This is a genomic window from Jeotgalibacillus salarius (assembly GCF_004405125.1).
Classification (GTDB): domain Bacteria; phylum Bacillota; class Bacilli; order Bacillales; family Jeotgalibacillaceae; genus Jeotgalibacillus; species Jeotgalibacillus salarius.
The window spans coordinates 186036-210441 of the sequence record NZ_SORX01000004.1; the positions used below are offsets into that span (position 1 = coordinate 186036).

Below are 24406 nucleotides of genomic sequence, written 5' to 3' on the forward strand. Positions count from 1 at the left end.
TATTTTGATATAATAGAAGGTAGAAATCATATTTTAAAGGAGGAATTCTCTATGAACATGTTACCCCGCCCACCCAGTTAAACAGTAGCACGTGACCCGCCGGATTGCCTTTCTCATTATTTAAAGAGAGGGGCGACTGAGCGATGAACGCAAAACGGAATATAAAGGTCTTATATGTGATCAGTTTTTTCTTTTCATTAATCCCTGCATATGTGATTGAACGATTGTTCTGGGAAATGCGCGGGATGTCAGTGCTGGATGTTGTACTGACAGAAATGATTTTTGGTGCAGTAATGCTGTTGATGGAAGTTCCGTCAGGCGTTTTGGCTGATCGGATCGGAAGAAAACCGTTAATAGTTACAGGTGTTTTATTCGAAGCGCTGATGTTTGCCATCCTGTTAACAGCTGATTCATTCTGGCAATTCGGGCTGGCGATTGCTTTTGCTGTAGCGGGAGCCGCTTTTCTGAGTGGTGCTGAAAATGCATTGTTATATGATTCCCTGGCTGTCCTTAGTAAAGAAGGAAGCTTTGATTGGCACTTAGGCAGGCTGCAGACAGTCAAAATGATCTCATTATTCATTGCTGCGATATCAGGGAGCTTTTTAGCTGTGCATGTTCCGTTTGAAATCAACTACTGGCTTTCACTGACCAATACGATGGCTGCTTTTATCCTGACATTTTTATTAAAAGGTGTGGACAGGCCGGCTGGTGAAATGGAGTACTCAATGTCTGTTCAGGTCACTGAAGCACTCAGTTTTTTTAAGAAACAGCCAGCTTTAGTGTACATTCTCTTTATAGGCATTGCGGTTGGACTTGCTGCAGGATTTGTTGAAGAATTTTGGCAACTATACCTTGTAGATGCAAAAATCAAGATTTCATTTTTCGGATTATTTTACGGGGTCATCCTGGTGGTTCAAATTCCAGGTGCGCTGGCCGCTCATTCTTTGAGAAAAAGGTTTAAGCGTGAAAGCCTTCTCACGGGAGTCATTCTTTCTGGTGCAGCAGCTCTGATCATTTCTTCAATTCAGGTAAATTGGATTGGTGCGGCAGCCATTATTCTCTTTTTGCTTGCTGCCGGCATGACAGAGCCACTGATCTTAGGGGCACTTCACGAAAAAGCAGACAGCCGAATCAGAGCAACCCTTGAATCCTTTCAATCATTGGTTTTTAATGCAGTACTAATTGGAGCGGGAACGGGCTTTGGTTATATTGCGACTACATTCACTCTTGCAACAGGCTTTATGTTTCTTGCGGTTTTCAGTGTGGTTCCGTTGGTGGTCAGACCGTTCATTAAATTGAATCGTTAATTGAGAAAGCAGTCTTCGGGCTGCTTTTTTTAATGTGCACAGTGGGGACGGAGGTTAAAGTGTCATGGGATGACACTTTAACCTCCGTCCCCACTGTGTTGGTAAGAGTAATTGAAATTAATTCTCAATTACCTATTGATAATCGTTTTCATTTATAATACAATCATATTGCAAATGAAAATCATTATCATTAAAAGGAGATTACGAGGATGAATAAAAAATTATTACTTTTTATCGTTGCATGTCTGGTTTCTGCGCTTGTGCTTGCAGCTTGCGGCGGCAGTGAGGAAGAATCTACAGATGCGACTGAATCAAATAGCGGGTCTTCTGCAGAGGAAACCGAGTCTGCTGAAGACGGCACAATTGAAGTAGAACACGCAATGGGAACGACTACTTTAGAAGAAAAGCCTGAACGTGTTGTATCACTTTATCAGGGAGCGACTGATACTGTGCTTGAATTTGATGTAACACCGGTTGGCGTAGTTGAGTCATGGGTAGAGGTGCCGATGTATGATTACATAAAAGATGATCTGCAGGAAGTTACTTATGTGGGCCAGGAAACACAGCCTAATCTTGAAGAGATTGCGGCTTTAGATCCTGATGTGATTTTTGCTTCTCAGATTCGTCATGAAGAGATTTATGAGCAGCTTTCTGAAATTGCACCAACGATTGTAAATGAGACGATTTATGATTTTAAAGAAACAACAAACCTGATTGGTCAGGCACTTGGTGAAGAAGAGAAAGCTGAAACACTTATAGCTGACTGGGAAAGCCGTATTGCTGACTTCAAGGAAAAGATTGTTTCTAATGAAAACTGGCCGATGAGTGCTGCGGTACTGAATTACCGTGCAGACCACGCCCGCATTTATGTAACAGGATTTGCAGGTTCTATTCTGCAGGAAGCTGGTTTTGAAGAGCCAATCGAGCTTCAGGGTCAAAATGAAGAGATTGTGATGTTAAATGACAAAGAAGCGATTCCCCAAATGAACGCGGATGTATTCTTCCAGTTCATGGAGGATACGCCTGATGTTCAAAAGAATTTTGAAGAATGGACTGCTCACCCGCTTTACGAGAACCTTGAAGCTGTTCAGAACGATAACGTATTTACAGTAGATGAGGTTGCGTGGAATATGGCGGGCGGTTTGCAGGCTGCGAACCTGATGCTTGATGATATGTACGAATATTTTGAGCTTGAACAATAAGATTTGAGCAGGGGGGAGGCATATTGCGTCCCCTTTTTCTCATGAAAGAAGAGGCGTTATGATGTTACGTTCACCTATGTTAAAACTCATTGGTCTGATCAGCTTAATCGCGGCTGTAATTTTTCTGTTTCTGACGAGTCTGGCAGTTGGACAGACATCCATTCCTCTGTCTGAAACGTGGGAAGCGATCATTAGCTATGACCCTAATAATACAAACCATCTCATTATCGGTACTTCGCGTCTTTCAAGGGGGCTTATTTCTTTAGTCATTGGGATGAACCTTGCACTCGCGGGGGTTTTTGTGCAGGCGTTGACGAGAAATCCGTTGGCTGCACCTGATCTTTTAGGCATCAATGCAGGTGCGATTTTCTTTATCGTCTTTGCGATTACATGGCTAGAGGTGTCTTCACTTTCAGGTTATATGTGGTTTGCGTTTCTCGGTGCTGCGATTGCAGGGGGAACTGTCTTTTTCCTTGGAAGTCTCGGGCGTGATGGTTTAACACCCATTAAAGTGATCCTTGCTGGTGTTGCCTTATCTGCTTTGTTTGTCTCGTTCACGCAGGGGATGCTTGTCCTTGATGAACAGTCGATTCAAACCGTTCTTTTCTGGATCTCGGGATCGGTTGCAGGCCGTGATCTCGAAATGCTGATGTCCGTACTGCCGTTTCTGCTTAGTGCGCTGGTTATCAGCCTCTTTATGGCACGTCCAATGGGTGTTTTCTCGTCAGGTGATGATGTGGCAAAAGGACTTGGACAAAAGGTTTGGCTGACGAAACTTGTGATGGGCATGCTGGTCATTGTGCTTGCGGGCGGATCTGTTGCTGTTGTCGGCTCGGTCGGTTTTATCGGTCTGATCGTTCCTCATATGGCGAAAAGTCTGGTAGGCAATGATTACGGGTGGATCTTACCCTATAGCGGTCTTTTGGGTGCAGCAGTCTTACTGGCAGCAGATATTATTGCCCGGGTAATCATCGCACCTCAGGAAGTCCCAATTGGTGTGATGACAGCATTCATTGGCGGGCCATTCTTTATTTACCTTGCTAAAAAAGGAGTGTCGAAAAGATGAAGCAATGGACATTCCGTCTGTTCAACGACCGTATTTCCATCCAGCTTTCAGCACGCTGGCTGGTCATTACAGGTATCTGGCTATTTGCTGTAGCAGCAGTCTTTTTATTAAGCCTGTCATCAGGAAGTAACTGGATTCCGCTCACAGAAGTGTTTATGCAGATCACCGGCCGGATTGACCAGCATTCGTTTGTCGTGGAAACACTCCGCTTACCGCGTGCATTAATGGCAATTTTAGTCGGAGCTGCACTTGGTGTGGCAGGGCTGATTCTCCAAAGTCTGGTGAGAAATCCGCTTGCTTCACCTGACATTATCGGGATTACAAGCGGTGCCTCCCTTGGTGCTGTTACGTTTATTTCTTTTGGTGCAGGCGTGATCAGTATGCAGTATCTGCCGCTTTCAGCAATTGCAGGGGGGCTGCTGGCTGCGTTGTTGATTTATTTAATTTCATGGAATAAAGGCGTAACCCCGATCAGACTTGTATTGATAGGTGTTGGGTTATCAGCAATGATGAAAGCATGTGTGACTTTCATGCTTGTTATGAGTGAAACGGCAACCACCACAAAGTCTTACATATGGCTGACGGGTAGTATCTATGCTGCCTCCTGGAGTGATGTCACATCTATGATCTGGTGGCTGCTCATTCCAATCCCATTTTTGCTGGTGTTTGGCAGAGGGTTGAATGTGACAGAGCTAGGTGAGGATTTTTCAGTCAGTGTGGGAATCCGTGTGCAGCTCCAGCAGTTTATCTTTCTCATGTGCAGCGTCATGCTCGCAGGAACCGCAGCTGCTTATGCTGGCGGAATTGAGTTTGTCGGACTGATGGCGCCTCATATCGCAAGACGTCTTGTGCACCGCTCATTCCCCGGGCTGGCGGTTCTGACGGCGCTGATTGGCGCATTTCTCGTGCTCATCGCGGATCTTGTGGCACGGACTGTGTTCCTGCCGCTTGATATTCCTGCGGGTGTATTTACAGCAGCTATTGGCGCACCGTTCTTCCTGTATCTGCTGTTTCGCTATCGGAACCAGTGATGTGATGACTATACGTTTTTAAAAGGAGACTGATCATGAACTTAGAACAATATCGGATTGAAAAGCAACACGGCAGAGAAGGTGTTCCGATTAAACAGCTCGAGAATCCGGATGTGATCGCAGAAGTTGTCGGCCGCTACGCCCGTGTCAGCGATATAAAACTTGAATCAACCGCAGCTTCTCTCGTGATGAAAAGGTATGCCGTCATGACTGCCGCAGCAGCGCTTGAATACTATGGACTCTGTAAAGGGAAAGAAAACTGGCTCAAAGATGCAGCGTTTCACTTTGATCACTTTGTCTTACTGGAAGGTGACCAGGTTCATAACATGGATCAGGACTGGAAAACACTTGTATTTGCTGAACACCTGACACCTATGGTTCAGCAATTTTCTAAAGTGTGTAAAATCCCCCAAAAGATCTTATGGGAAAATATTGCTGTGCGTATGCAATCTGTATTCCGTAAGAAAGCTGACGAATACCCTCAAGACCAGCTGCAAACTTTATTTAACGAAATGACTGATCCAAATGCTGCATGGACTGGAGTTGAAAAAAATCCTTTTACAAAATACCTTCAGCGGCCGGAAAGCTGGGATGTCATTCCTGTAAGAGAAACATGCTGCAGGCTGTATCAGATTAAGGAAGGTCAGGAGCAGCCGTATTGCGGGAATTGTCCGTTAAGGTGAATGAAGTGAATGATGTGCATGGTGGGGACGGAGGTTAAAGTGTCATGGGATGACACTTTAACCTCCGTCCCCACTGTGTACATGAACTTCATCCCTTCCTAATCTTTGATATAATAGCCTAAAATCCTGCATTTAGGTCAGGGAGGTATATCATGTTCGAAAATATCAAGAAAAGCATGGAAGACCAGCGTTTCCGGTCAACGTTTGTCCAGACACTGCAGACTTTTGAAAAGTCGTTAAGGAATGGTGTCGGGGAAACGAAAGTAAAAAAGATTATAAAGAAGAAAATCAGTCCTGATGCGATGACGGGCATGATTGTCCGTACGATCGAGATGGCAGCAGAGATTAAAGGGATGTCTGTAAATAAAGATTCAATTGAGACGTATGCCAACCTTTTATACGCTGAAACCATTTTAATGCAAAAAGTAAACAAAGCATCTCAGCAGGACAAGATTCCAATTACACACCCGACTTTGATACAAGCCATTGATGAAGTAAACAGAGGGTTTGAGAAAGCGATGGGTCAGTATCTTAAGCTGAAAACATCTGATGTGCAGGATGAGCTGGTGATTACGCGTGAGCTGAGAGGTCAGCGGGAGAAGTTGAAGAAGGAAATAGAGCGGCAAAGAGATGCAGGAGGTAATCGGTTAGAATGAGTTTTGCAGCTGAAGGGAATGTGCATCTTGGGGACGGAGGTTAGAGTGCTATGGAATGGCACTCTAACCTCCGTCCCCAAAGTGTTACCAGCAAATAAAGATTTGAAACAATCCCCCGTAATGATACAATATTAATATGTAGAAATAGTTCGAAAAAGGGCATTTTCGCTTTTAATTCAAATCTTAGTATACAAAAGGACGGTAAAAATGAGTAACAAACATATTAAATCAGACGTTATTTTAATTGGCGCCGGTATTATGAGTGCGACTTTGGGGTCTTTGCTGAAGGAACTGGCACCGGACTGGAATATTAAAGCTTTTGAACGCCTTGGCAGTGCTGGTGAAGAAAGTTCAAATGAATGGAATAATGCTGGAACAGGGCATTCTTCTTTATGTGAGCTGAACTATACGAATGAATTGCCGGACGGTACGATTGATGTTACAAAAGCGAATAAGGTAAATGAAGAATTCCAGATCTCTAAGCAGTTCTGGGCACATTTGGTGAACAGCGGACTGATTAGGAATCCGAAAGAGTTTATTATGGGACTTCCTCACATGAGCCTGGTTCATGGCGAGAAAGACGTTACTTTTTTAAAAAACAGATATAAAGCGCTTTCAGAAAATCCGTTGTTTGAGGGTATGGAATTTTCGGATGACCCTGAAAAGTTAAAAGAGTGGATTCCGCTCATCATGGAAAATCGTCAGGTCAATCAGCCGATTGCGGCAACGAAAATTGATGCAGGCACTGACGTGAATTTTGGGGCATTAACGCGTAAGTTGTTCGCTCATTTAGCAGAAGAAGGCGTTTCAGTAAACTACAAGCATCAGGTAGATGATATGAAACGCACGGAAGACGGTGGATGGGAGCTGAAAATCCGTGACCTTGAAAACGATCGTCTGGAATACCATCAGGCGAAGTTTGTCTTCATCGGCGCAGGCGGGGGAAGCATTCACCTTCTTCAGAAATCAGGCATCCCTGAAAGTAAGAATGTTGGCGGCTTCCCGGTGAGTGGTCTGTTTATGGTCTGTAAAAAGCCTGAAATCGTTGAAAAGCATCATGCGAAAGTATACGGAAAAGCACCGGTTGGCGCACCGCCAATGTCAGTGCCGCACCTTGATACCCGTCTGATTGAAGGAGAAGAGTCATTGTTTTTTGGACCATTCGCAGGATTTTCTCCAAAGTTCCTGAAAACAGGATCTAATATGGATCTGATTACTTCTGTGAAAAAGGACAACCTCACTACAATGGTCGCAGCCGGTATGAAAAATATGCCTCTGACAAAGTACCTGATTGAGCAGGTACTGCAGTCAAAAGAGAAGCGTATGGAAGCGCTGCGGGAATTCGTTCCAAATGCAAAAAGTGAAGATTGGGAGCTTGTTGTGGCTGGTCAGCGTGTTCAGGTAATTAAAGATACTGAAGAAGTTGGTAAAGGAACGCTGCAGTTTGGTACAGAAGTCATCAGCGGCGCAAACGGAACCATTGCCGCACTTCTTGGTGCTTCACCTGGTGCTTCAACTTCAGTACCTGTCATGCTTGATGTTCTGGATCGCTGCTTCCCTGATAAAATGAAGGAGTGGGAGCCGAAAATTAAGGAAATGATTCCTTCTTACGGTAAACATCTGCTTGACCACCCGGACTTAATAAAAGAAATTAATGAAACAACTTCAAATGCACTTGGTCTGACAAATGCTGATGCAGCACTTGCAGAAGATCCGATAAAAGCTGAAACAAGAGTTTAACTTTCAAAGCCCCGCTGACAAATGTGTCAGCGGGGCTTTTTTGGACAGGACGGTTCATGTTTCGGAGAACAGTCAAGGTGCTTCTCAGAATAAATGTATATGTTCTTAGAAAAAATTTGTGGGTTCTCAGAAAAAAGATCATGTTCACAGAAACTCATGGATACTTCGCAGAAAAGTGTAAAACGACCTGCTCATCAATTAGAAAAAAACTGCCTGAAGCAGCGGAATGCTTCAGGCAGAAATCAAATTACTTTTTATTCACTGAAGCATCATAGATCGTATCAATCGCATCTTTCAGCCCTGCATCAAACTGTTGCTGCGTCTGCCCGTGTCGCAGATCAGAAGCGAGCGCGCGGGAGAAGCTGGCAATCAGTCCTTCATTCTCTTTCAACTTTTCATTCGCTTCATCACGTGAATAACCGCCCGATAGTGCCACGACACGTACAACGCGCGGATGTTCAACCAGCTTTTTGAAGAAGTTAGCTTTTGTCGGAATTGACAGCTTCAGCATTACATTTTGATCTTCAGATAAATGGTTCAGATGCTTAAGAATCTCATCGTGCATAATCGCTTCACATTGTTCTTTGTCTTTACTGTGTATGTTTACTTCCGGTTCAATGATTGGGACAAGTCCCGCATCAATAATCTGTTTGCCGACTTCAAACTGCTGATCAATCACTTCTGTTATGCCGCTTTCGTTAGGTTCGTTAATGACAGAGCGCATTTTTGTACCAAAAATATTTCTTTCACTGGCTCTGCGAAGTGTTTCATCCAGTTCAGGATTTGGCTTCATGAGCTGGACACCATCTTTTTCATCAGCCAGTCCTTTATCAACTTTTAAAAATGGCACGACGCCTTTTTCTTCCCAAAGGTAGTCACCAGTATATTTTCCTTCAATTTCACGGTCCATTGTCTGTTCAAATAGAATGGCACCGAGTATTTTTTCTGATGTAAAGGCAGGGGAAGTAATGATTCGTGTGCGCATTTCATGGACCATGTCGAACATTTCATCTTCATTTGAATAAGCACTTTCTTCTACACCGTAAGCTTTCAGCGCCTTAGGCGTGCTGCCCCCGCTTTGATCGAGTGCTGCGATAAAACCATTTCCGTTCTTGACCTTGTCAAATTGCTCTTGATTCATTTCCTTCACTCCTTTGATATGTAATTTTTAGCTCCACCTATACTCTTCCCTTTTGAACTGACTATCTAACATGTAATGTGAGAAATATTTTATAGGATTCTTTGAAAAAACCAGAGACATAGTGGAAGTCTCTGGTCTTGTAAAAGTATTAATATTCTTCATATTCCCGCGGATCCTGGTCTGCCATTCTTCCGTTTTCGCGTGTCAGGCCATTAATTTTCTGCATTTCTTCCTCTGACAGTTCGAAATTAAATATGTTCAGGTTCTCTCGTTGACGGTGTGTGTTTGATGATCTTGGAAGTGAAATTGTATCCAGCTGAAAGATCCATCTCAGGATAACCTGACCGACTGATTGATTGTGCTGATTTGCAATGTTCTGCAGTGTTTCGTCATCAAGTACACTGCCTGCGCGTTCAAGTGGGCTCCATGCCTGGGTGATGATGTCGTGCGCTTGATTATATGCACGCTGTTCCTCTTGAGAAAAATAAGGGTGCAGCTCTATCTGGTTAATAACGGGCTTTACGCCAGTTTCTTCTTCTAGGCGCTCAAGGTGCTCCGGCATAAAATTACATACACCGATTGAGCGGATCCAGCCGTTCTTCTGTGCCTGAATCAGTGCTTTCCAGGCTTCCACATATTGATCCTGCTTCGGATTTGGCCAGTGCAGTAAATAGAGGTCCCAGTAATTCAGGTTTGCTCTGTACAGGGATTCCTGAATCATTTCAAGGGCACGGTCGTAATCATAATATTGTGCACGCAGCTTAGACGTTAAAAATAAATCTTCTCTGGCAATCCCTGCCCGTTTCACTGCTTCGCCAAGTGTTCCCTCATTATCATATCGAATCGCCGAATCGAACAGGCGATATCCATTTTTGATGGCAGCGCTGATCGATTCCACGCCCTGTTCTCCTTTTAAAGTATAAGTACCAAGGCCGGTAGCGGGAATGTTATATCCATCGTGCATCTTCCATTCAGGTATATTTGTCATCATAATCTCCTTCACAACAATTTTCTTTGGGTTTTCCCTTTAGAAATAACTGTAAACCTGAAAGCGGCACAAGACTAACTGTATTTATAGATGAAAGCCTTTAAAAAATAAAAGCTTTTATATTAACTTTTATACATATATAATGATAAATAGGTCTTTAGTTTATAATTCTAAAGTAACGAGAACAGACGGAGAGTATATAAATTAATAAAGGAGCTTAATTAATGAATGCATTGAAACCTGCGAATGAAACAAGCATAAATAAATTGGAAGCGTTTTTACAAGTGATTCCAACGATTCATGCGATGCTGCCGGATATTGGAATTGGATTAGTCGATACGGAAAAATGGCTTACTTATTATCCGGGAACCAAGATCGATATTGGTGCGAGAGCCGGCCGGAAAATCGATCCCGGTGAACCGCTTGCCGAATGTATTCGTGAACAGAAAGAAATTAAACAGGAAGTGCCCGAAGAATTTTTCGGCATTTCATTTACAGGACTTGCGGCGCCAATCATGGAAGGTGATGAAATTGTCGGTGCCATCGCTATTCAGATTCAGGAACAAAACGAAAAAGCGTTAAGAAGTATTTCTGATCAAATCTTTGAGTCAATTAATCATGCGAATGAGCGTATTACGTCTATTCACAGCGGATCAGAGGGGCTGGCTGCATATAGCTCATCTTTATTACAGCAGTCAACTGAAGCATCAGATGCGATGAAAAATACAGATGATGTAATCAATGTGATTAAAAAAATCGCGAGTCAGACGAATATTCTTGGCCTAAATGCTTCAATTGAAGCTGCCAGAGCCGGTGAACATGGCAGAGGGTTTAATATCGTAGCCAAAGAAATTCGCAAGCTATCAAATGATACGCTTGAGTCCACACAACAGATCAGTTCAACGCTGAAAAAAATGCAGACGTCGATTCATGAGATTCAGTCTATGGTTGAAAATGTAGTGACTGTTGGACGTGAACAAGCTTCTGCCACTGAAGAGGTTTCATCATTTATTGATGAGATTGAAGAAATGAGTATCAAACTGAAGAAGTATGCATCTGAATTATAATAATGTTACTGAAAAGCTTCCGACTCTTTAGGGGGCTTTTTTTTTTCAAATGTATGTTCGGTGTATATTTATACAATAATAATCGAAATATTTTAAAAATAATAGCGTTATGAATTGAGCGCTTGTATAATAGAGAGGGGATATAGAAGAAATACTATCGGAGAAGATATTATTTCGAAAAAAGATTAGAGTAGGTGCTTTGCGACTATTAGGACGGGAGATGTTACGGGATGAAAAAATTAACGACGATGTTGTTTTCACTTGTTTTACTATTAAGTATGGCAACACCCGCTTTTGCGTCAGGAGATTCATCGATTTCTGAAGCAGTAGATAAAGTTGATCAGGCGAATGAGGAGATTTATTCTGAAATTGATCATGGGGTAGCTGAAACTGATGCTTTGAAAGAAAAATATTTTAATGAAATTAACAAGATTGAAGAAGTTTCACATATTTTAAAGTTAAAGCAGGAAAAGACTGCAATTTTGGTTGCACTTGAACCATCTGGACAGGAAGATGAAGCATTAAATGCTGCACTAGCTGATAAAGAAGCGGAACTAGAGGCAGCACACGCAGCATTATTATCAAATGCAGAGGAATTGAAACAGCAGGCAGAGCGTTTTGCTGAAAATGCAGGGAAAGACGACGGGAATGGTCAGGCAGTTCTTCAGGGGAAATCTGACGAAGCTCAAGCAGCTTATGACCGTATTCAAACATATTTCTCATTAACTAATACTTATGAAGCTGAACGTGACGCGATCATTCAATATGTATATGAAGTAACATTAGCGCTTACTGATCAGGGAATCCAGGAAGCAGCTGAGCTTGGACTGCTTGCAGAATGCAGTTGGGTACATGTGCGCTTCGGTGATACGAGAGAGTGGATTGATCCGATTGAGATTGTTGGCGGCGTTAAATAATATTATATAAATAGAACGAGTTCATCGGAACTCGTTCTATTTAAATGTAAGGAGGTTAGGTTCCATCATGAAGGGATTTAGCATCAACAAGGCAGGCCATTCTCTTGAACAGGTGAATAATGACATTACGAAAATCGATTTACTTGTTAATAGTTCAGGGATGGAGATTATGCATCAGTTTATTGATAAAGATAAAATGTTTTATATTTATCCGAGTGCTCATCCAGGCGTGATGGAGTTTTATTATATTTTATCTGGTAAAATCAGATGTGAAGATTACGATGGGGAAAAAATTGAAGTTGGATCCGGTGATTATATTTGTTCCCAGGGTCTTGAGGAAGCAATACATTTTAAAACCCTCGAGGAAGTAACGTTACTAATAATTTCGAATGAAGAATCATTTTTTCATATCAGTGAGAAGTTAAACTCATTAAGAAATGTAACGGACACCGTTGAGGCTAAGGATCGCTATACTGCTAAACATAGTCAGAGAGTGGCAGAATATTCAGTAGGCATCGCAAGGAAACTGAAATTGAACACTGACCATTTAAAAATGCTAACACGGGCAGCTTTTTTACACGATATTGGAAAAATCAACGTTCCTGAAGAAATCCTGAATAAACCAGGAAAATTAACTGACGAAGAATATGAAATTATGAAAAGACACCCTGTTGATGGGGCTGAGATGGTTGAGCAGACTTATTATAAAGACTTGGCACCTATCATTCACCAGCATCATGAACGGATCAATGGCTCCGGATATCCGGATGGGCTTAAAGGTGACGAGATTCTGATCGAGGCGAAAATCATTGCGGTCAGTGATACGTTTGATGCGCTGACGGAAGACAGAGTTTACCGGAAAGCGTGGACACCTCAGAGTGCGCTTGAGGAAATTAAGGCGCATAAGGGTGACTTATATGACGAAACAGTTGTTGATTTGTTTGAGCAGGTTCTGCGTGAAGAAGGAAAAATAGATTGACACTGCAACTTGGATCACGTAAAGTAAACGTTGCGATGAGTTGCTTTGCATAAGTCGTTCGGATGTTATCACGTTGTGGAGCGTGGTCCGGCGCCGCAAATTTGAGGAACCCCCTGGTCTTAGGATCAGGGGGTTTTATTTATATTTCGGGAGGAAAGACGAGCATGCATTTAAAAACTGTACCGTTTGAACAGCGGAATGATTATATAGATTGGCTGCTTTTAGCAGACGACAGCAAAAATGCCGTACTCTCCTATTTAGAAGACGGTGATCTTTATGCAGTACATACTCAGGGAATGATTGTTGGCGTAGTGCTGTTGATTCTGCTTAGTAAAAGTACAGTGGAATTGAAAAATATCGCAGTAGCTGCAGATTTTCGCGGGAAAGGCATTGGCAAAGCAGTGATAGAGGAAGTTGTTCAGATGAATGCAGAAAAAGGTTTTACGAGTATGGTCGTGGGAACGGCTAATTCGAGCATTGAAAATCTGGTGTTTTATCAAAAAGCAGGTTTTCGGATGATGTCTATTAAAAAAGACTTCTTTGCAGACTATGAACCACCAGTTTACGAGAATGGTATTCGCGCATTTGATATGGTGATGTTTGAGAGAAAACTATAAAGGATTTATTACAAAAAAACCGGCGGGGAGCGATCCCCGGCCGGTCTTAAGAACCCTTCAGTGCCTCTTTTTTCTGTAAAGCCCGTTTGCGGTTTCGCTTCATGGCTTTTGTGATGTATCCACCTTTAAAGTTACGCGGTTCATACGAAACGATAAAGGCATTTGGTTCATGGAGGCTGACAATTTGAATAAATTCCCGCTCGCGATCCCGTCGTGCTGTGCAGTCAAGGCGGTAGCGGCGCGCTTCATTCATTCCCTCCACTTCAGAGGTTGAAACACTGAATCCTTCGTTACGTAGGTTCTGGATCAATTCTTCATTTTTAGTCGTGATATTTACTTCTATTGAGACGAAACCGATTGCCAGACGCTGCTCAAGAAGCTGGCCAAGATAAACCCCGAGACCGAAACCAAGTGCATAGGCAACCATATTCAAATAGTTTGATAGATCGCTAAAAACAATTCCAAGGGCAATGACGTAAATGAAACCTTCCAGCGTACCAAGAGCTGAAGCTTTACCTTTCATTCCTTTTACCATCATGATTGTACGAAGGGTCAGAACAGGGACAAAAATTAACTGTGCAACAAAAATGATTAAAGCTTGGATCACACGTGACACCTTCTTCCTAAAACTTTCCGTTAAGTGTAACAAGCGATGCTTCTTGAGAGCAAGTGACACAATTATGACAGTGAAAGTTTTTGAAAGAGTATACGCTCCATATTTTCCGGGAAGTCCTCTATACTGGAGAAAGAATAGATTAAGAGGAGGCGTCGAAGAATGAGTAAATTCATGAAAAGAGCAGTAGAGCTTGCAGCTGATAATGTCCGGGAAGGAGGACATCCTTTTGGGGCAGTGATTGTGAAGGATGATCAGATTGTAGCGGAAGGTGTGAATGAGTTACATATTCACTTCGATGTGAGCGGTCACGCAGAATTGCTGGCGATACGCCGCCTTCAGGAGGAAATTCAATCTCATGACCTTGCGGAATATACAATGTACGCGAGCGGAGAGCCTTGCCCAATGTGTTTTACAGCGATGGCTTTCGCAGGCATGAAGGAAGTCTATTATTGTGCTTCACTTGAAGATGCGATAGATGCTGGTCTTGGTAAATCTGCTGAGGTCTACGAAGATTTGAAGAAGCCTAATCAGGATCGCACGCTTAGTATGACTCGGCTAAACTTAGAATCCGGTCAGGAAAATCCCATGCAAATGTGGAAAGAAAAACAATAGTTTATCAACGTGTTTCCCTTAAAAGGGTATAGGAATTTTTAAAAAGATATTGTTTCTGCGAATGTGAAGCTCAGTCGGATGGCTGAGCTTTTTATATATTTCCGAACAGTAAATATAGTCCTGTGAAAACTAAGATGATATACGTGACAAAGCGAAACTGCTGCTGATTAATGATATGGTATAGCTTTTGTCCGGCCCACAGTCCTGCAAAAACAAGTGGTAGTCCGTAAAGGCTGAGAATCCATGTTTCAGTTGTTGTGCCGACAGTTGCAATTTGGACAGCAAGACTGATGCTATAGATTAAGAGATAAAAAGCGAGTGTGGTACTACGGAGTTTCGCTTTATCCGTGTCTGTTCCTGATAAATAGAGTAAAAGTGGCGGTCCAGGCATGCCGATACTACTTGTGAGCGCACCGGACATGCCACCGGCTGTAATATCTCTTTTAGCTGTCCGGGTAATTCTTAGACGGATTACTAACATGAAAGTCAGGGAGAGTACAAGCAGTCCTATACCGATTTTGAGGCTATCCATATCGATAAAAAGGAGCACCAGTATCCCTATAGGAAGTCCGGCTATACTTCCAAGAGAAAAACGTTTTAGTAAGTTGTGGTCAATGTCTCTATGCACCGCTCTGATCATCGCAAGGGAAATCACAATCGATAAAATTAAGTTAATCCGAATTGCTTCTATCGGGTTAAACAGCAGGAGCAGAAATGGTGTGGCCATAATAGAAAATCCGAATCCGGTGCTTGTCTGCAGGATTGAAGCAAATAAAATAATGAAAACAAATAATACAATATCCATATCTGACCCTTTCTATTAGATGTCCTTTGACTATAACTTATCAATCTTTCAGACCTAAAGAAAGCACCCTCATTGATAAGAGGGTGCTACGTTTATAGTAAGGTTATTTAACAGCCGGCTTTCCAAACTTCCCGGCCTGAAAGTCGCGCATGGCTTCACGAATCTCTTCCGCGTTGCTCATTACAAATGGCCCGTGGGCAACGTATTCTTCTTTAATAGGTACGCCTGAATACAGCAACAGACGTGCGCGTGTTTTTGCACGGATTGTTAATTCACTTTCAGCGTCAGTTCCGTCCTCTTTATAAGTCAGCAAGCCGACATCCGTTTTCGCTAGCGAAACAGCCGATTCTCCTGCTTCAATTTCGCCCGCAGTCACATAAAAGAATCCGTTATGATTTTCAGGAATGATATGCTTGTATTCCGCACCTTCCTTCAGGCGGATTTCTGTCATCGTAATCGGTACGAGGCTCTCCATTGGGCCTTTCACACCGGCAACTTCCCCTGAGTAAACTCGTACACTGCCACCTTCAACTTCAGTAACAGGTGCGTCTTCTATATATACATTCTGATAGGAGGTCGTAGTCGTGCGTAATGCATGAGGAAGATTGAGCCATAGCTGGAACGTGTGAATCAGATCATCATCAACCGCTTCCTCACCGTGACGGGCAGCCCAGCCGGCGTTCATATACTGAACGTCTCCCGCATCAAGCACAGAGTGCCCACCGTGATTATCAATATGCTCCAGTCGTCCATCCACTACATACGTAATGGTCTGGAATCCGCGGTGCGGGTGGTCTGAAAATGTACCGCGCTTAAACCAGTCATCGGCCATCAGTATAAATGGATCGAACTCTTTCATACGCTCGGGTGGAAGAATCCAGCCCTGCTGTACATGAGGGTATCCATTTTGATTATAAGAAACTCTCCAATGATCTTTTATATCTCTTTTAAAGCGATTTTCTTCAGTCATTTGAATCACTCCTTCACCTATTACTGAACCATATTTCACCCCTGAAAACCAATCATCCATTCGGCTGAAGTTTTTTCGCTAAATGGTAAATGATGATAAATCTGGTTTTGCAGATACGCGATCGGGTACTGTAAAAACAACGCATGAAAGAGGTGAAGAGGATGAGTGATCAAAAACAGCATGTATGGTCCGGTATCCTGTTTGGAATCGGGCTGATGGTTGTCATAGATGAAGTGATATTTCACCAGCTGCTGCAGTGGCACCATTTATATGATCAGTCCACTACCAGCGTCGGCATTATAGCAGACGGTCTGTTAACGTCTTTTGGTTTTTTTGCAGCGGTTTTCGGATTGTTTATGTTTGCGGATTTAAGAAAGAAATCTGCCACGAGATGGAAGAGGTGGATCGGCAGTGTGTGTCTTGGTGCCGGAGGGTTTCAGCTGTTTGACGGAATTATCAGTCATAAGCTGCTGCAAATTCATCAGATTCGCTATGGTGTAGACATCTTGCCGTACGATATTGCCTGGAATCTCTTTGCGCTTGCCCTGATTATTGTGGGTGCAGTAATTGTGAAGAGAACCCCTTTCAATAGGGAGGCGTGATAGGTGGATCATATGCATCATGAGGTTTCTCTCCCGGGAACAGGTTTTGAAGTCACCGTTATATTGATTGGTTTGACATTACTGATCACTTATTTTGCTGCGTACCGAAAACACACGCACTGGCCTGTATACCGACTGTTGCTGTGGGGTGCCGGTGTCTTACTTGCTGTGGTCAGTCTGGCAGGACCGTTAGCCGGGAGTGCTCACGGGGACTTTACTTTACATATGGTTGTGCACTTGTTTCTGGGTATGCTCGCGCCTTTATTGTTCGTGCTTTCGAAGCCGATTGAATTAATATTAAAAACGCTTCCTGTTCTGAAAGCCAGAAAATTATCTGCTTTTATGAAGAACAGCCGTTATCTTCATGTGCTTCATATCCCGGCAACCGGAGCAATATTAAATATTGGTGGATTATTTCTGCTTTACATGACAGGTTTGTTTAACCAGATGCATTCATCACTGGTCATTTTTATCCTCGTCCACCTGCACGTTTTTCTCGCAGGATACTTGTTTACGCATGTCATATTGGAAATGGATTTTACCGTGCGCCGCTATTCATTTTACCATCGTGCAACGGTGCTGGTTCTTGCGTTGGCAGGTCACAAGATCCTTTCAAAAATGATTTATGCCACTCCGCCTGAAGGAGTCAGCCGGGCAGCGGGGGAAAGCGGTGCTGAGCTGATGTATTATGGCGGAGATCTCATCGATGTGGCATTGATTGTTCTGATCTGTTACCAGTGGTATCTCCACCGTCAAAGGAAATATGCAATTCAACCCGAGCCCTTAAATGTGATATGAGGGCCAAGAGGGTTCATTTGAAACGAAAAAAGACTGCTTAGGAAGGCTTCACAGCACCCGGCAGTCCTTTTTTCATTGATCTCCATACGTTTCACTATACGCCTGCTCCCCAAACGAATCAGGGAAGCCGTCAAAGATGACTTCCCCGTCTTTTAGCGCGATCACGCGATCTGCATACTTTTTAGCAAGCTGAAGGTCATGCACGTTGATAATCGTCAGCAGTCCAAGGTTATCATGCATATTGCGAATCAGTGTGAAAATCTGGTTAGCTGTTCCGGGATCCAGAGAGGCAACCGGTTCATCACCAAGCAGGACTGAAGGCTGTTGCACCAGTGCCCTTGCAATGCCGACGCGCTGCTTTTGACCTCCCGAAAGCAGTTCGACACGACGGTTTTCAAACCCCGTTAACCCAACATTTTTAATCGCAGCAGAAGCAGCACTTTTTTCTTCATTCGTAAAAAGACCGGTCAGATTTCTAAAAGAAGAGCGTCTGCCGAATAAGCCTGTCAGCACGTTCTGCATTACAGACAACCGCGGTATCAGGTTAAAATGTTGAAAAATCATACCAGTGTGCTGGCGGATCTGACGAAGTTCGGGTTCACTCATAGAAGTAAGTGTCTGTTTCTCCACTTTTACTTCTCCTTCAGTAGGCACCTGCAATCCGTTCAAACAGCGGATAAATGTTGATTTTCCAGCACCACTTTTACCAAGCACGCAGACAAACTCCCCTTTATTAAATGTCAGGTTGAGTGCGTGAAGCGCTTTTGAGTCAGATTCAGGATAGGTTACTGAAACATTATTTAATTCAATCATCTTCAGTCCCCCTTAAATCACACGGTTTCTAATATAGCTTGTAAGGAAATCGATCACGATGACCATCACCATAATAATCAGTACATCAAGTGCAACTGCACTGTACTGAAACGTTTTAAAATCATTGAACAATCGCTGGCCAATACCGCCCCCGCCAATGAATCCAAGTATGAGAGAGGTCCGGATTGCCACTTCGAACCGGTAGAAAAAGTGTGACAGTACATTCGGCCAGATCTGCGGCAAAATACTGAACAGATGTGCGATCCAGCGCTTGGCACCAACTGCGCGCATCGCTTCCTGAGGTCCTGGGTCAGCAGCTTCAATCAGTTCTGAAATCAGTTTTCCAAGCACACCAATATTATGAATCATAATGGCGATGACGGCTGGAAACGGACCTAGTCCAAGCATAGTCAGTAAAATCAGTCCGATGACGATTTCAGGGACTGAGCGTATAAAGCTCAGTCCTGTTCTTAATAGATAGAAAAAGCCTATAGGTGCTGTATTTTTTGCGGCTAAAAAGCTGACGGGAAGAGCAATAATCAATGCCAGAAAGCTTCCGAGAAACGCCATGGCAAGCGTTTCTCCCGCATCCTCAAGCATCAGCGGCAGCTTTGAGGTATCCATTGGAAACCATTGTCCCAAAAATTCAATCATATTGCCGAAGTCGCGAAACTTTGAAAGGTCGAACTCTGTTGCCCGCATACTGACAAAAATAAAAGCGGCTAAAATAACGGCAATGACAAGGTGCTTTTTCTTAAACCACAAAGAAATCATCTCTATTCATCAGATAAAATGCCTTGTTTTTCTGCGGCTTCTAAAATGCTGTTATAGTCCTCCGGTGTCGCTTCCGTAAACCCGGATGCTCCGAACGCGTCCAGAATTTCAGTATCTTCAATTGCAAGAAATGCTTCTTTTAAATTGGCAATCGTTTCATCATCAGTTCCTGCAGTCACTGCCCAAGGGTATTGGAAAAGCGGATCTGAAGTCCAGATTACTTTAAGCTGACTATCATCAATCTTGCCGGACTCAATCAGCTGGTTGTAAATCGCACTGTCAATTGCACCAGCATCAACCTGTCCATTTTGCACAGCAAGCGCTGTCGCGTCGTGAGAGCCGGTAAACCTGACAGAGTTAAATTCATAATTGTCTTCTGATTCGTATACACCGCGGTCCTGAAGTTCAATTGTAGGGATAAGAGAACCTGATGTAGAGTTCGGATCGCCAAAAGCGAAGTCAATTTCAGATGGATCGCTCAAAAGGTCTTCGATTGACTCAAACTGCTCATCATTGTGTGTAATGATATATGAATGATAAAACGGTTCACCATTTACCAACTGGGTAATAATCGCCTTGGCGTCACTTCTTTCCTGCGCAATGACATAGGTAAGCGGCCCGAGATATGCCATGTCAATCTGGTCAAAATTCATGGCTTCAACGACACCGTTATAATCAGGATAAACATCAATTTCAGTTTCACGGCCAAGTGCTTCTGTAAGCACGCCCTGTAGCTTATCCATTGCGCCTTCCATTTCACCTTCCGTCTGGGCTGGAATGACACCGATTGTAAATGTCTCTTCATCAGATTCTGGTTGGTCTGCGTCCTCGTTTTCTTCAGCATTCCCACATGCAGCGAGTACTAGCGCAGTTGAAAGCGCAGCGGCTGATAACGTAAATTTTTTCATTTTAATGTTCCTCTTTTCGTTAAAATTTTGCACAATAATTAAATTCTATTCTTATTTTGGGGAGGTGTAAAGAATTTGTAGGAAGGCAGATGTCGGGGGTTGGTAGAATAGACGGTCATGTTCACTGAATAAGTGGGGATGTTCTGAGAACAACGTATAGTATTCTCAGAAAAATCCTGGACGTTCCAAGAAAAAACGCGATGGTTCATAGAAAAGTGTCATTAGACCCAGACGCCATTACGCAGTTCTCATCCATCCACCAGATCCTGCTCGTCAAAAAACAGCTGGCCGGGACCAGCTGTTCATGATAAAAAGCCTGCTGCCATACTGCCTATAAGCAGTATCAAAAACAAAACAGCACCCGCCGCATCAGCGCGACTAACAGAGATTTTCCGGTAGAAATCCCGTTTACCCTCACCTGTAAAGCCGCGTGCTTCCATGGCGAAAGCGGTCCGCTCAGCTTTTCGCACCGCACCTGCGAGCATTGGAATTAAGACGTGCCGCATTGCCAGCACTCTTTTAACGGGAGGTTTAGGCACTTCAACGCCACGCAGTTGCTGAGCCTGCTGAATTTGAAAGAACTCGTCTTTTAACACTGGAAGAAACTGATAGCCCACGAGAATGCTGTAGGCTATTTTGGGTGAGAGCTTCAGCTGCTGCATCAGGCTCATAATGAAATCGACCGGTTTTGTCGTGAAAACGAACAGCAGCGATAGGCTGGAAAAAGCGAGTACCCGGAAGCTGAGAGACAGCGCGGTGCCGATCGTGCTGTCTTCATTGCCGAAAACGAGCGTGGTCCAGAAATAGCCGATTGCTCCGAGTAAAAACGGCAGCATCATCAGGCTCCACGTTTTCCAAGCAATTTTTGCAAAAGCAATCTGCATGAAAATCACGCCTGTAAAAAATACGAGTGGTGTCCATGGGTTAAAAAAGAATGCCATCGCAATCATCGACACGGTGATGAATACGAATTTAACCGAAGGATTCATGCGGTGAAGCAAAGCGTACACCTCCTGACGGTGCACATAACCGGTGAGCATTCAACAGCTGTGCATTTTGCCAGACTGCTGATGGTTTGAATTGACCGCTTAACTGCCCATTTTTTAGTAGCAATAGTGTCTCAGCAGTCCGGTGTGCGAAATTCATATCATGAGTCACAATTAAAAATGTCACACCTTCGTTTGCCCGAGCTTTAATCAGGTTTTCCAGCTCAGTCAAAGCAGCTGCATCCTGACCGGCAGTCGGTTCATCCATGACAATTACCGGACGTCCGTCACACAACATGGCCCCGATTGCCACCCGTCTTTTTTGCCCGTGGCTGACGGCGAAGGGGTGTGCTTCACTCACAGGTTTTAAATATAAGCGTTCAATCATCTCGTCTACCTGATCTCCACCGCCAAAAGCGAGCTCATCGCGTACACTCTTCGTTAAAAATAAAAACTCAGGAGACTGGGGAACATAGCCGATCCGTTTCGGTTCAACGCTCCCACCAGTAGACTTCAGTCCGCATAATGCTTTTAATAATGTAGATTTCCCGCTGCCGTTTGGACCTGCCAGCACAGCGATTTCACCCTGATGAAGTGAAAACGAAATAGGTGACAGAATGGGCGAAACAGCTAAAGCTTTAGCAGACAGCGCAATTTTCCCGGCGTGAACCGGCTCGCGTTTTACAATACGGCTGCTTACTTTTGCAGGAGCCATCTGCCATTCCCGATCGAAAAATCCGTCCCATAGTTCAACCTGATGATCGATTGCAATCACAGTCAAATCCCGGGTTTGATGCAATTCGCGTAGCCATGCCACGAATTCTTTTGCTGTGACAGGGTCTAAATGGGTGAGCGGTTCATCAAGCAACAGCACCTCAGGCTCAAGAACCCATGCACATGCAGTGGCCACACGCTGTTTTTGACCGCCAGAGAGTGTCTGTATCACTGAATGTCTGAAGTCTTCCAGTCCTGTTTCCTGAAGGACCCTCGTGATGCGCTCATCGATTTTTCCGACAGGAACTTTGACGTTTTCAAGTGTAAACGCCAGTTCTTCCTCTACAGTCTGCATGCAAAACTGGCTGTCAGGGTCCTGAAACACAGTCGCAATTCGCTGATTGATTTCGCCCGGTGCGTATTCAGCGGCCGCTTTTTTAAACAGCTCAACCTTACCCGAAACGATCCCGTCACAGTTTTCAGGATACAGCCTGTTTAACAAATAGAGCAGTGATGATTTCCCGCAGCCGCTCGGACCGGTGATCACGATCCGCTCGCCTGCTGAGACGTTCAAATCAACTTTTTCAAAAACTGGCAGTTCATCTTCAGGGAATCTGAACGAAACTTTTTCTAAAGAAATGACATTATGCATGCGCATCACGCTTTGTAATCGCGTAGCCTCTCAGTGAACCGGTTGCAAGAAGGGCATCAACAAGATACTTCCCACCGATACCTGCAATGATCGCGCCACTCATCACGCGGATCACGAACATGAGCAGCACATACTCAGTACTGAGCGCGGCGAAACCGCCTAACAAGTAGCCATAGACAAAGCTGAACACTGCAGCGCCAGCGCCAGCCAACATATAGATTCCCACGTTAAAATGACGATATCTTGTCGCTGCAAACACAGCTTCAGCACCCAGACCCTGAATGACACCGGCTAAAATCAGGCGGGGGCCGACTGCATTTCCCAGCATCACTTCAATCGCAGCCGCCATCGTTTCAGGAATCACTGCAGCGCCCGGTTTTCTAAGTATCGCCATAACGATGATTGACACGATAAACCAGATGCCGAATATCCATTCATAGGCAATCGGTCCAATGAGCGATGCCCAGATATTTCCGACATGCAAAAACAGCAAATAAATGATGCCAAACACTACAGCGAAAAGTGACATTAAGACAACTTCTTTCAACTTCCAGCTTTTAAGCATGATGATTACCTTTATGAGATGGACTGTTGATGCTCATCGACATCGTCATCACTAAGTGACGGTGCTCGTCATTGCGGGCCTTGCCAAACGTTTCTTCATAAAAGCCAAACACGTCATGAATATCTCCGTGAATCCCGCTCGCATAATGCATTGAATCATTGAATACACCGCGCTCTTTCGCACGGTCCACTTCACGGTAGATGACGCTCATGTAATCCGGATTATTCATCGGGTACAAGGCGAACTGTGAAGAAACGTATTGTTTTGTCTCATCATGATTATGCACTTCAGGCGCCACTTCCATATAAGAATCCCCTGCAGTGTCACCGGGACATCCGGCTGAAAAAGTTGCATTGATTGCAACGTGTTCACCTGTTTTTGCAGCATGCAGTGTAATTGCCTTGATCACGTTAAACACGTGCTGTTCCTGACCCCTAATGACAGTTGATACGTCATCTGTATGCTTCCAGACGCCTGTCAGATCCGTTGCCTCCAACGCGCCTTTAATCACCGAAATAAAATCTCCAGTCATTGGGTGCAGTGAAAAACGGCACCCCACAATTTTGCTTGTTCCACATTCCATTTGTAATTCCTCCCAGAGCAGTTTTTGCACAAAAAAGACCACATCCGCGAAAGATGTAGCCACTGCTCCTAGTATAAAAGAGAAGTCACTACACTTCCTCACGCAGGTATTATCCTGATCGAGTCATAAGGGATCGGAGCCATGGCTCACATCTCAGCTAAATCGCACCCCTAGTGCAGATAACGGTATGTAGTTTTTGTATGCACGACAACTATATCACCAGAGAATGGAATGTGCAACACTCTATTAATCTAGTTATAACCATTATTTTGAATTTTATTAAAAAAACTCTGTTGAGTTGGCTGTTGGTTTCTGCTTCAGGCGGATGCTTTCCGCGGCCGGGCGCAGGAGTCGCCGCCTTCCACTACGCTCAATGCTGAGCATCAGATATAAGTATTTTTATCACATAGCGCGTATACATTTAACATGACTCATGAGAAATCATCTGGGTTCAAAAATCAACACGCCAATAATGGCGATGACTAGGCTTAACACAACTGAATAAAACCAGTGGCGGCCCTGTGTGGTGTGATTCAATATATTCATCAGTGCACTAATGCAGAACGTAACAAAAAACACAAAAAGGATCAGAATGATGGTCATCATATGAGGCA

General features: G+C 43.8%; 27 protein-coding genes and 1 riboswitch. Of the genes, 14 read left to right on the forward strand and 13 right to left on the reverse strand.

Annotated elements, in window-relative coordinates; all coding sequences use genetic code 11:
• Positions 1–143 precede the first annotated feature (143 nt).
• The 7 genes from E2626_RS08415 to mqo all read left to right on the forward strand — a co-directional run bounded on the left by E2626_RS08415 (position 144) and on the right by mqo (position 7685).
• Entirely contained in the window at positions 144–1307 is a 1164-nt protein-coding gene (locus tag E2626_RS08415) for an MFS transporter (protein WP_134381304.1), read from the forward strand.
• Positions 1308–1516: 209 nt separating this feature from the next.
• Positions 1517–2509 (forward strand): ABC transporter substrate-binding protein, encoded by a 993-nt coding sequence (locus E2626_RS08420; protein ID WP_134381305.1) that lies wholly within the window; start codon positions 1517–1519, stop codon positions 2507–2509.
• 61 nt (positions 2510–2570) lie between these two features.
• Positions 2571–3575 (forward strand): FecCD family ABC transporter permease, encoded by a 1005-nt coding sequence (locus E2626_RS08425; RefSeq protein ID WP_244094279.1) that lies wholly within the window; start codon positions 2571–2573, stop codon positions 3573–3575.
• Positions 3572–4606: a FecCD family ABC transporter permease gene (locus tag E2626_RS08430; RefSeq protein ID WP_134381307.1), complete on the forward strand. Its 1035-nt coding sequence runs from the start codon at positions 3572–3574 to the stop codon at positions 4604–4606. The genes E2626_RS08425 and E2626_RS08430 overlap by 4 nt, the downstream gene beginning before the upstream one ends.
• A gap of 35 nt (positions 4607–4641) precedes the next feature.
• Positions 4642–5289: an IucA/IucC family C-terminal-domain containing protein gene (locus E2626_RS08435; RefSeq protein ID WP_134381308.1), complete on the forward strand. Its 648-nt coding sequence runs from the start codon at positions 4642–4644 to the stop codon at positions 5287–5289.
• Positions 5290–5441: 152 nt separating this feature from the next.
• Complete coding sequence (locus E2626_RS08440; protein ID WP_134381309.1) at positions 5442–5945, forward strand: hypothetical protein; 504 nt, start codon at positions 5442–5444, stop codon at positions 5943–5945.
• Between the two features lie 207 nt (positions 5946–6152).
• A complete protein-coding gene (gene mqo / locus E2626_RS08445; protein WP_134381310.1) occupies positions 6153–7685 on the forward strand; it encodes a malate dehydrogenase (quinone) in 1533 nt (510 codons plus the stop codon).
• A gap of 247 nt (positions 7686–7932) precedes the next feature.
• Here the strand turns inward: mqo and E2626_RS08450 are convergent, their stop codons facing one another.
• Together E2626_RS08450 and E2626_RS08455 are read right to left on the reverse strand one after the other, a co-directional pair.
• Positions 7933–8826, reverse strand: coding sequence for a fructose bisphosphate aldolase (locus tag E2626_RS08450; protein WP_134381311.1), 894 nt, complete (start codon positions 8824–8826; stop codon positions 7933–7935).
• A 148-nt stretch (positions 8827–8974) separates the two neighbouring features.
• Positions 8975–9817, reverse strand: coding sequence for an aldo/keto reductase (locus tag E2626_RS08455; protein ID WP_134381312.1), 843 nt, complete (start codon positions 9815–9817; stop codon positions 8975–8977).
• Positions 9818–10038: 221 nt separating this feature from the next.
• Here E2626_RS08455 and E2626_RS17475 point away from each other — a divergent pair, with 221 nt between their 5' ends.
• From E2626_RS17475 to E2626_RS08475, 4 genes are all read left to right on the forward strand, one after another.
• Positions 10039–10881 (forward strand): methyl-accepting chemotaxis protein, encoded by an 843-nt coding sequence (locus E2626_RS17475; RefSeq protein WP_134381313.1) that lies wholly within the window; start codon positions 10039–10041, stop codon positions 10879–10881.
• Positions 10882–11111: 230 nt separating this feature from the next.
• A complete protein-coding gene (locus E2626_RS08465) occupies positions 11112–11798 on the forward strand; it encodes a hypothetical protein (protein WP_134381314.1) in 687 nt (228 codons plus the stop codon).
• Between the two features lie 67 nt (positions 11799–11865).
• Positions 11866–12777: an HD domain-containing phosphohydrolase gene (locus E2626_RS08470; protein ID WP_134381315.1), complete on the forward strand. Its 912-nt coding sequence runs from the start codon at positions 11866–11868 to the stop codon at positions 12775–12777.
• 164 nt (positions 12778–12941) lie between these two features.
• Positions 12942–13394 carry a GNAT family N-acetyltransferase gene (locus E2626_RS08475; protein ID WP_134381316.1) on the forward strand — a complete coding sequence of 151 codons (453 nt, stop codon included), beginning with the start codon at positions 12942–12944 and terminating at the stop codon, positions 13392–13394.
• A gap of 46 nt (positions 13395–13440) precedes the next feature.
• Here the strand turns inward: E2626_RS08475 and E2626_RS08480 are convergent, their stop codons facing one another.
• Positions 13441–14001 (reverse strand): DUF2179 domain-containing protein, encoded by a 561-nt coding sequence (locus E2626_RS08480; RefSeq protein ID WP_134381317.1) that lies wholly within the window; start codon positions 13999–14001, stop codon positions 13441–13443.
• 168 nt (positions 14002–14169) lie between these two features.
• Here E2626_RS08480 and E2626_RS08485 point away from each other — a divergent pair, with 168 nt between their 5' ends.
• Positions 14170–14622: a nucleoside deaminase gene (locus tag E2626_RS08485; protein ID WP_134381318.1), complete on the forward strand. Its 453-nt coding sequence runs from the start codon at positions 14170–14172 to the stop codon at positions 14620–14622.
• Positions 14623–14713: 91 nt separating this feature from the next.
• On the opposite strand, the gene E2626_RS08490 is transcribed toward E2626_RS08485, so the two are convergent.
• Positions 14714–15427: a sulfite exporter TauE/SafE family protein gene (locus E2626_RS08490; protein ID WP_134381319.1), complete on the reverse strand. Its 714-nt coding sequence runs from the start codon at positions 15425–15427 to the stop codon at positions 14714–14716.
• Positions 15428–15530: 103 nt separating this feature from the next.
• Positions 15531–16397, reverse strand: coding sequence for a pirin family protein (locus E2626_RS08495; protein ID WP_134381498.1), 867 nt, complete (start codon positions 16395–16397; stop codon positions 15531–15533).
• Between the two features lie 161 nt (positions 16398–16558).
• Here E2626_RS08495 and E2626_RS08500 point away from each other — a divergent pair, with 161 nt between their 5' ends.
• Positions 16559–16999, forward strand: coding sequence for a DUF2243 domain-containing protein (locus tag E2626_RS08500; protein WP_244094280.1), 441 nt, complete (start codon positions 16559–16561; stop codon positions 16997–16999).
• Positions 17000–17011: 12 nt separating this feature from the next.
• Positions 17012–17797, forward strand: coding sequence for a cytochrome c oxidase assembly protein (locus tag E2626_RS08505; protein WP_134381499.1), 786 nt, complete (start codon positions 17012–17014; stop codon positions 17795–17797).
• Positions 17798–17869: 72 nt separating this feature from the next.
• Here E2626_RS08505 and phnC read toward each other — a convergent pair whose 3' ends face one another.
• The 8 genes from phnC to E2626_RS17195 form a co-directional block, all read right to left on the reverse strand.
• Positions 17870–18610 (reverse strand): phosphonate ABC transporter ATP-binding protein, encoded by a 741-nt coding sequence (gene phnC / locus E2626_RS08510; protein ID WP_134381321.1) that lies wholly within the window; start codon positions 18608–18610, stop codon positions 17870–17872.
• Between the two features lie 12 nt (positions 18611–18622).
• Positions 18623–19375 (reverse strand): phosphonate ABC transporter, permease protein PhnE, encoded by a 753-nt coding sequence (gene phnE, locus E2626_RS08515; RefSeq protein WP_244094281.1) that lies wholly within the window; start codon positions 19373–19375, stop codon positions 18623–18625.
• Between the two features lie 11 nt (positions 19376–19386).
• A complete protein-coding gene (phnD, locus tag E2626_RS08520; protein WP_134381323.1) occupies positions 19387–20292 on the reverse strand; it encodes a phosphate/phosphite/phosphonate ABC transporter substrate-binding protein in 906 nt (301 codons plus the stop codon).
• A gap of 302 nt (positions 20293–20594) precedes the next feature.
• The gene (locus E2626_RS08525) at positions 20595–21302 is read right to left on the reverse strand and encodes an energy-coupling factor transporter transmembrane component T family protein (RefSeq protein ID WP_134381501.1); all 708 of its coding nucleotides are present in this window, start codon (positions 21300–21302) and stop codon (positions 20595–20597) included.
• Complete coding sequence (locus tag E2626_RS08530; RefSeq protein ID WP_134381500.1) at positions 21265–22644, reverse strand: ABC transporter ATP-binding protein; 1380 nt, start codon at positions 22642–22644, stop codon at positions 21265–21267. The genes E2626_RS08525 and E2626_RS08530 overlap by 38 nt, the downstream gene beginning before the upstream one ends.
• Complete coding sequence (locus E2626_RS08535) at positions 22637–23209, reverse strand: ECF transporter S component (RefSeq protein WP_134381324.1); 573 nt, start codon at positions 23207–23209, stop codon at positions 22637–22639. The genes E2626_RS08530 and E2626_RS08535 overlap by 8 nt, the downstream gene beginning before the upstream one ends.
• Positions 23202–23792 (reverse strand): YkoF family thiamine/hydroxymethylpyrimidine-binding protein, encoded by a 591-nt coding sequence (locus E2626_RS08540; RefSeq protein ID WP_134381325.1) that lies wholly within the window; start codon positions 23790–23792, stop codon positions 23202–23204. The genes E2626_RS08535 and E2626_RS08540 overlap by 8 nt, the downstream gene beginning before the upstream one ends.
• A 78-nt stretch (positions 23793–23870) precedes the next feature.
• Positions 23871–23974: riboswitch (TPP riboswitch) on the reverse strand.
• A 259-nt stretch (positions 23975–24233) separates the two neighbouring features.
• Positions 24234–24398 (reverse strand): hypothetical protein, encoded by a 165-nt coding sequence (locus tag E2626_RS17195; RefSeq protein WP_166786775.1) that lies wholly within the window; start codon positions 24396–24398, stop codon positions 24234–24236.
• Positions 24399–24406 lie beyond the last annotated feature (8 nt).

What these genes read in the sequence shown, in the direction of transcription:
- E2626_RS08415 (WP_134381304.1), top strand. Translation starts at nt 144, where the DNA reads ATGAACGCAAAACGGAATATAAAGGTCTTATATGTGATCAGTTTTTTC.
- E2626_RS08420 (WP_134381305.1), top strand. Translation starts at nt 1,517, where the DNA reads ATGAATAAAAAATTATTACTTTTTATCGTTGCATGTCTGGTTTCTGCG.
- E2626_RS08425 (WP_244094279.1), top strand. Translation starts at nt 2,571, where the DNA reads ATGTTACGTTCACCTATGTTAAAACTCATTGGTCTGATCAGCTTAATC.
- E2626_RS08430 (WP_134381307.1), top strand. Translation starts at nt 3,572, where the DNA reads ATGAAGCAATGGACATTCCGTCTGTTCAACGACCGTATTTCCATCCAG.
- E2626_RS08435 (WP_134381308.1), top strand. Translation starts at nt 4,642, where the DNA reads ATGAACTTAGAACAATATCGGATTGAAAAGCAACACGGCAGAGAAGGT.
- E2626_RS08440 (WP_134381309.1), top strand. Translation starts at nt 5,442, where the DNA reads ATGTTCGAAAATATCAAGAAAAGCATGGAAGACCAGCGTTTCCGGTCA.
- mqo (WP_134381310.1), top strand. Translation starts at nt 6,153, where the DNA reads ATGAGTAACAAACATATTAAATCAGACGTTATTTTAATTGGCGCCGGT.
- E2626_RS08450 (WP_134381311.1), bottom strand. Translation starts at nt 8,826, where the DNA reads ATGAATCAAGAGCAATTTGACAAGGTCAAGAACGGAAATGGTTTTATC.
- E2626_RS08455 (WP_134381312.1), bottom strand. Translation starts at nt 9,817, where the DNA reads ATGATGACAAATATACCTGAATGGAAGATGCACGATGGATATAACATT.
- E2626_RS17475 (WP_134381313.1), top strand. Translation starts at nt 10,039, where the DNA reads ATGAATGCATTGAAACCTGCGAATGAAACAAGCATAAATAAATTGGAA.
- E2626_RS08465 (WP_134381314.1), top strand. Translation starts at nt 11,112, where the DNA reads ATGAAAAAATTAACGACGATGTTGTTTTCACTTGTTTTACTATTAAGT.
- E2626_RS08470 (WP_134381315.1), top strand. Translation starts at nt 11,866, where the DNA reads ATGAAGGGATTTAGCATCAACAAGGCAGGCCATTCTCTTGAACAGGTG.
- E2626_RS08475 (WP_134381316.1), top strand. Translation starts at nt 12,942, where the DNA reads ATGCATTTAAAAACTGTACCGTTTGAACAGCGGAATGATTATATAGAT.
- E2626_RS08485 (WP_134381318.1), top strand. Translation starts at nt 14,170, where the DNA reads ATGAGTAAATTCATGAAAAGAGCAGTAGAGCTTGCAGCTGATAATGTC.
- E2626_RS08490 (WP_134381319.1), bottom strand. Translation starts at nt 15,427, where the DNA reads ATGGATATTGTATTATTTGTTTTCATTATTTTATTTGCTTCAATCCTG.
- E2626_RS08495 (WP_134381498.1), bottom strand. Translation starts at nt 16,397, where the DNA reads ATGACTGAAGAAAATCGCTTTAAAAGAGATATAAAAGATCATTGGAGA.
- E2626_RS08500 (WP_244094280.1), top strand. Translation starts at nt 16,559, where the DNA reads ATGAGTGATCAAAAACAGCATGTATGGTCCGGTATCCTGTTTGGAATC.
- E2626_RS08505 (WP_134381499.1), top strand. Translation starts at nt 17,012, where the DNA reads ATGCATCATGAGGTTTCTCTCCCGGGAACAGGTTTTGAAGTCACCGTT.
- phnC (WP_134381321.1), bottom strand. Translation starts at nt 18,610, where the DNA reads ATGATTGAATTAAATAATGTTTCAGTAACCTATCCTGAATCTGACTCA.
- phnD (WP_134381323.1), bottom strand. Translation starts at nt 20,292, where the DNA reads ATGAAAAAATTTACGTTATCAGCCGCTGCGCTTTCAACTGCGCTAGTA.
- E2626_RS08530 (WP_134381500.1), bottom strand. Translation starts at nt 22,644, where the DNA reads ATGCATAATGTCATTTCTTTAGAAAAAGTTTCGTTCAGATTCCCTGAA.
- E2626_RS08535 (WP_134381324.1), bottom strand. Translation starts at nt 23,209, where the DNA reads ATGCTTAAAAGCTGGAAGTTGAAAGAAGTTGTCTTAATGTCACTTTTC.
- E2626_RS08540 (WP_134381325.1), bottom strand. Translation starts at nt 23,792, where the DNA reads ATGGAATGTGGAACAAGCAAAATTGTGGGGTGCCGTTTTTCACTGCAC.
- E2626_RS17195 (WP_166786775.1), bottom strand. Translation starts at nt 24,398, where the DNA reads ATGATGACCATCATTCTGATCCTTTTTGTGTTTTTTGTTACGTTCTGC.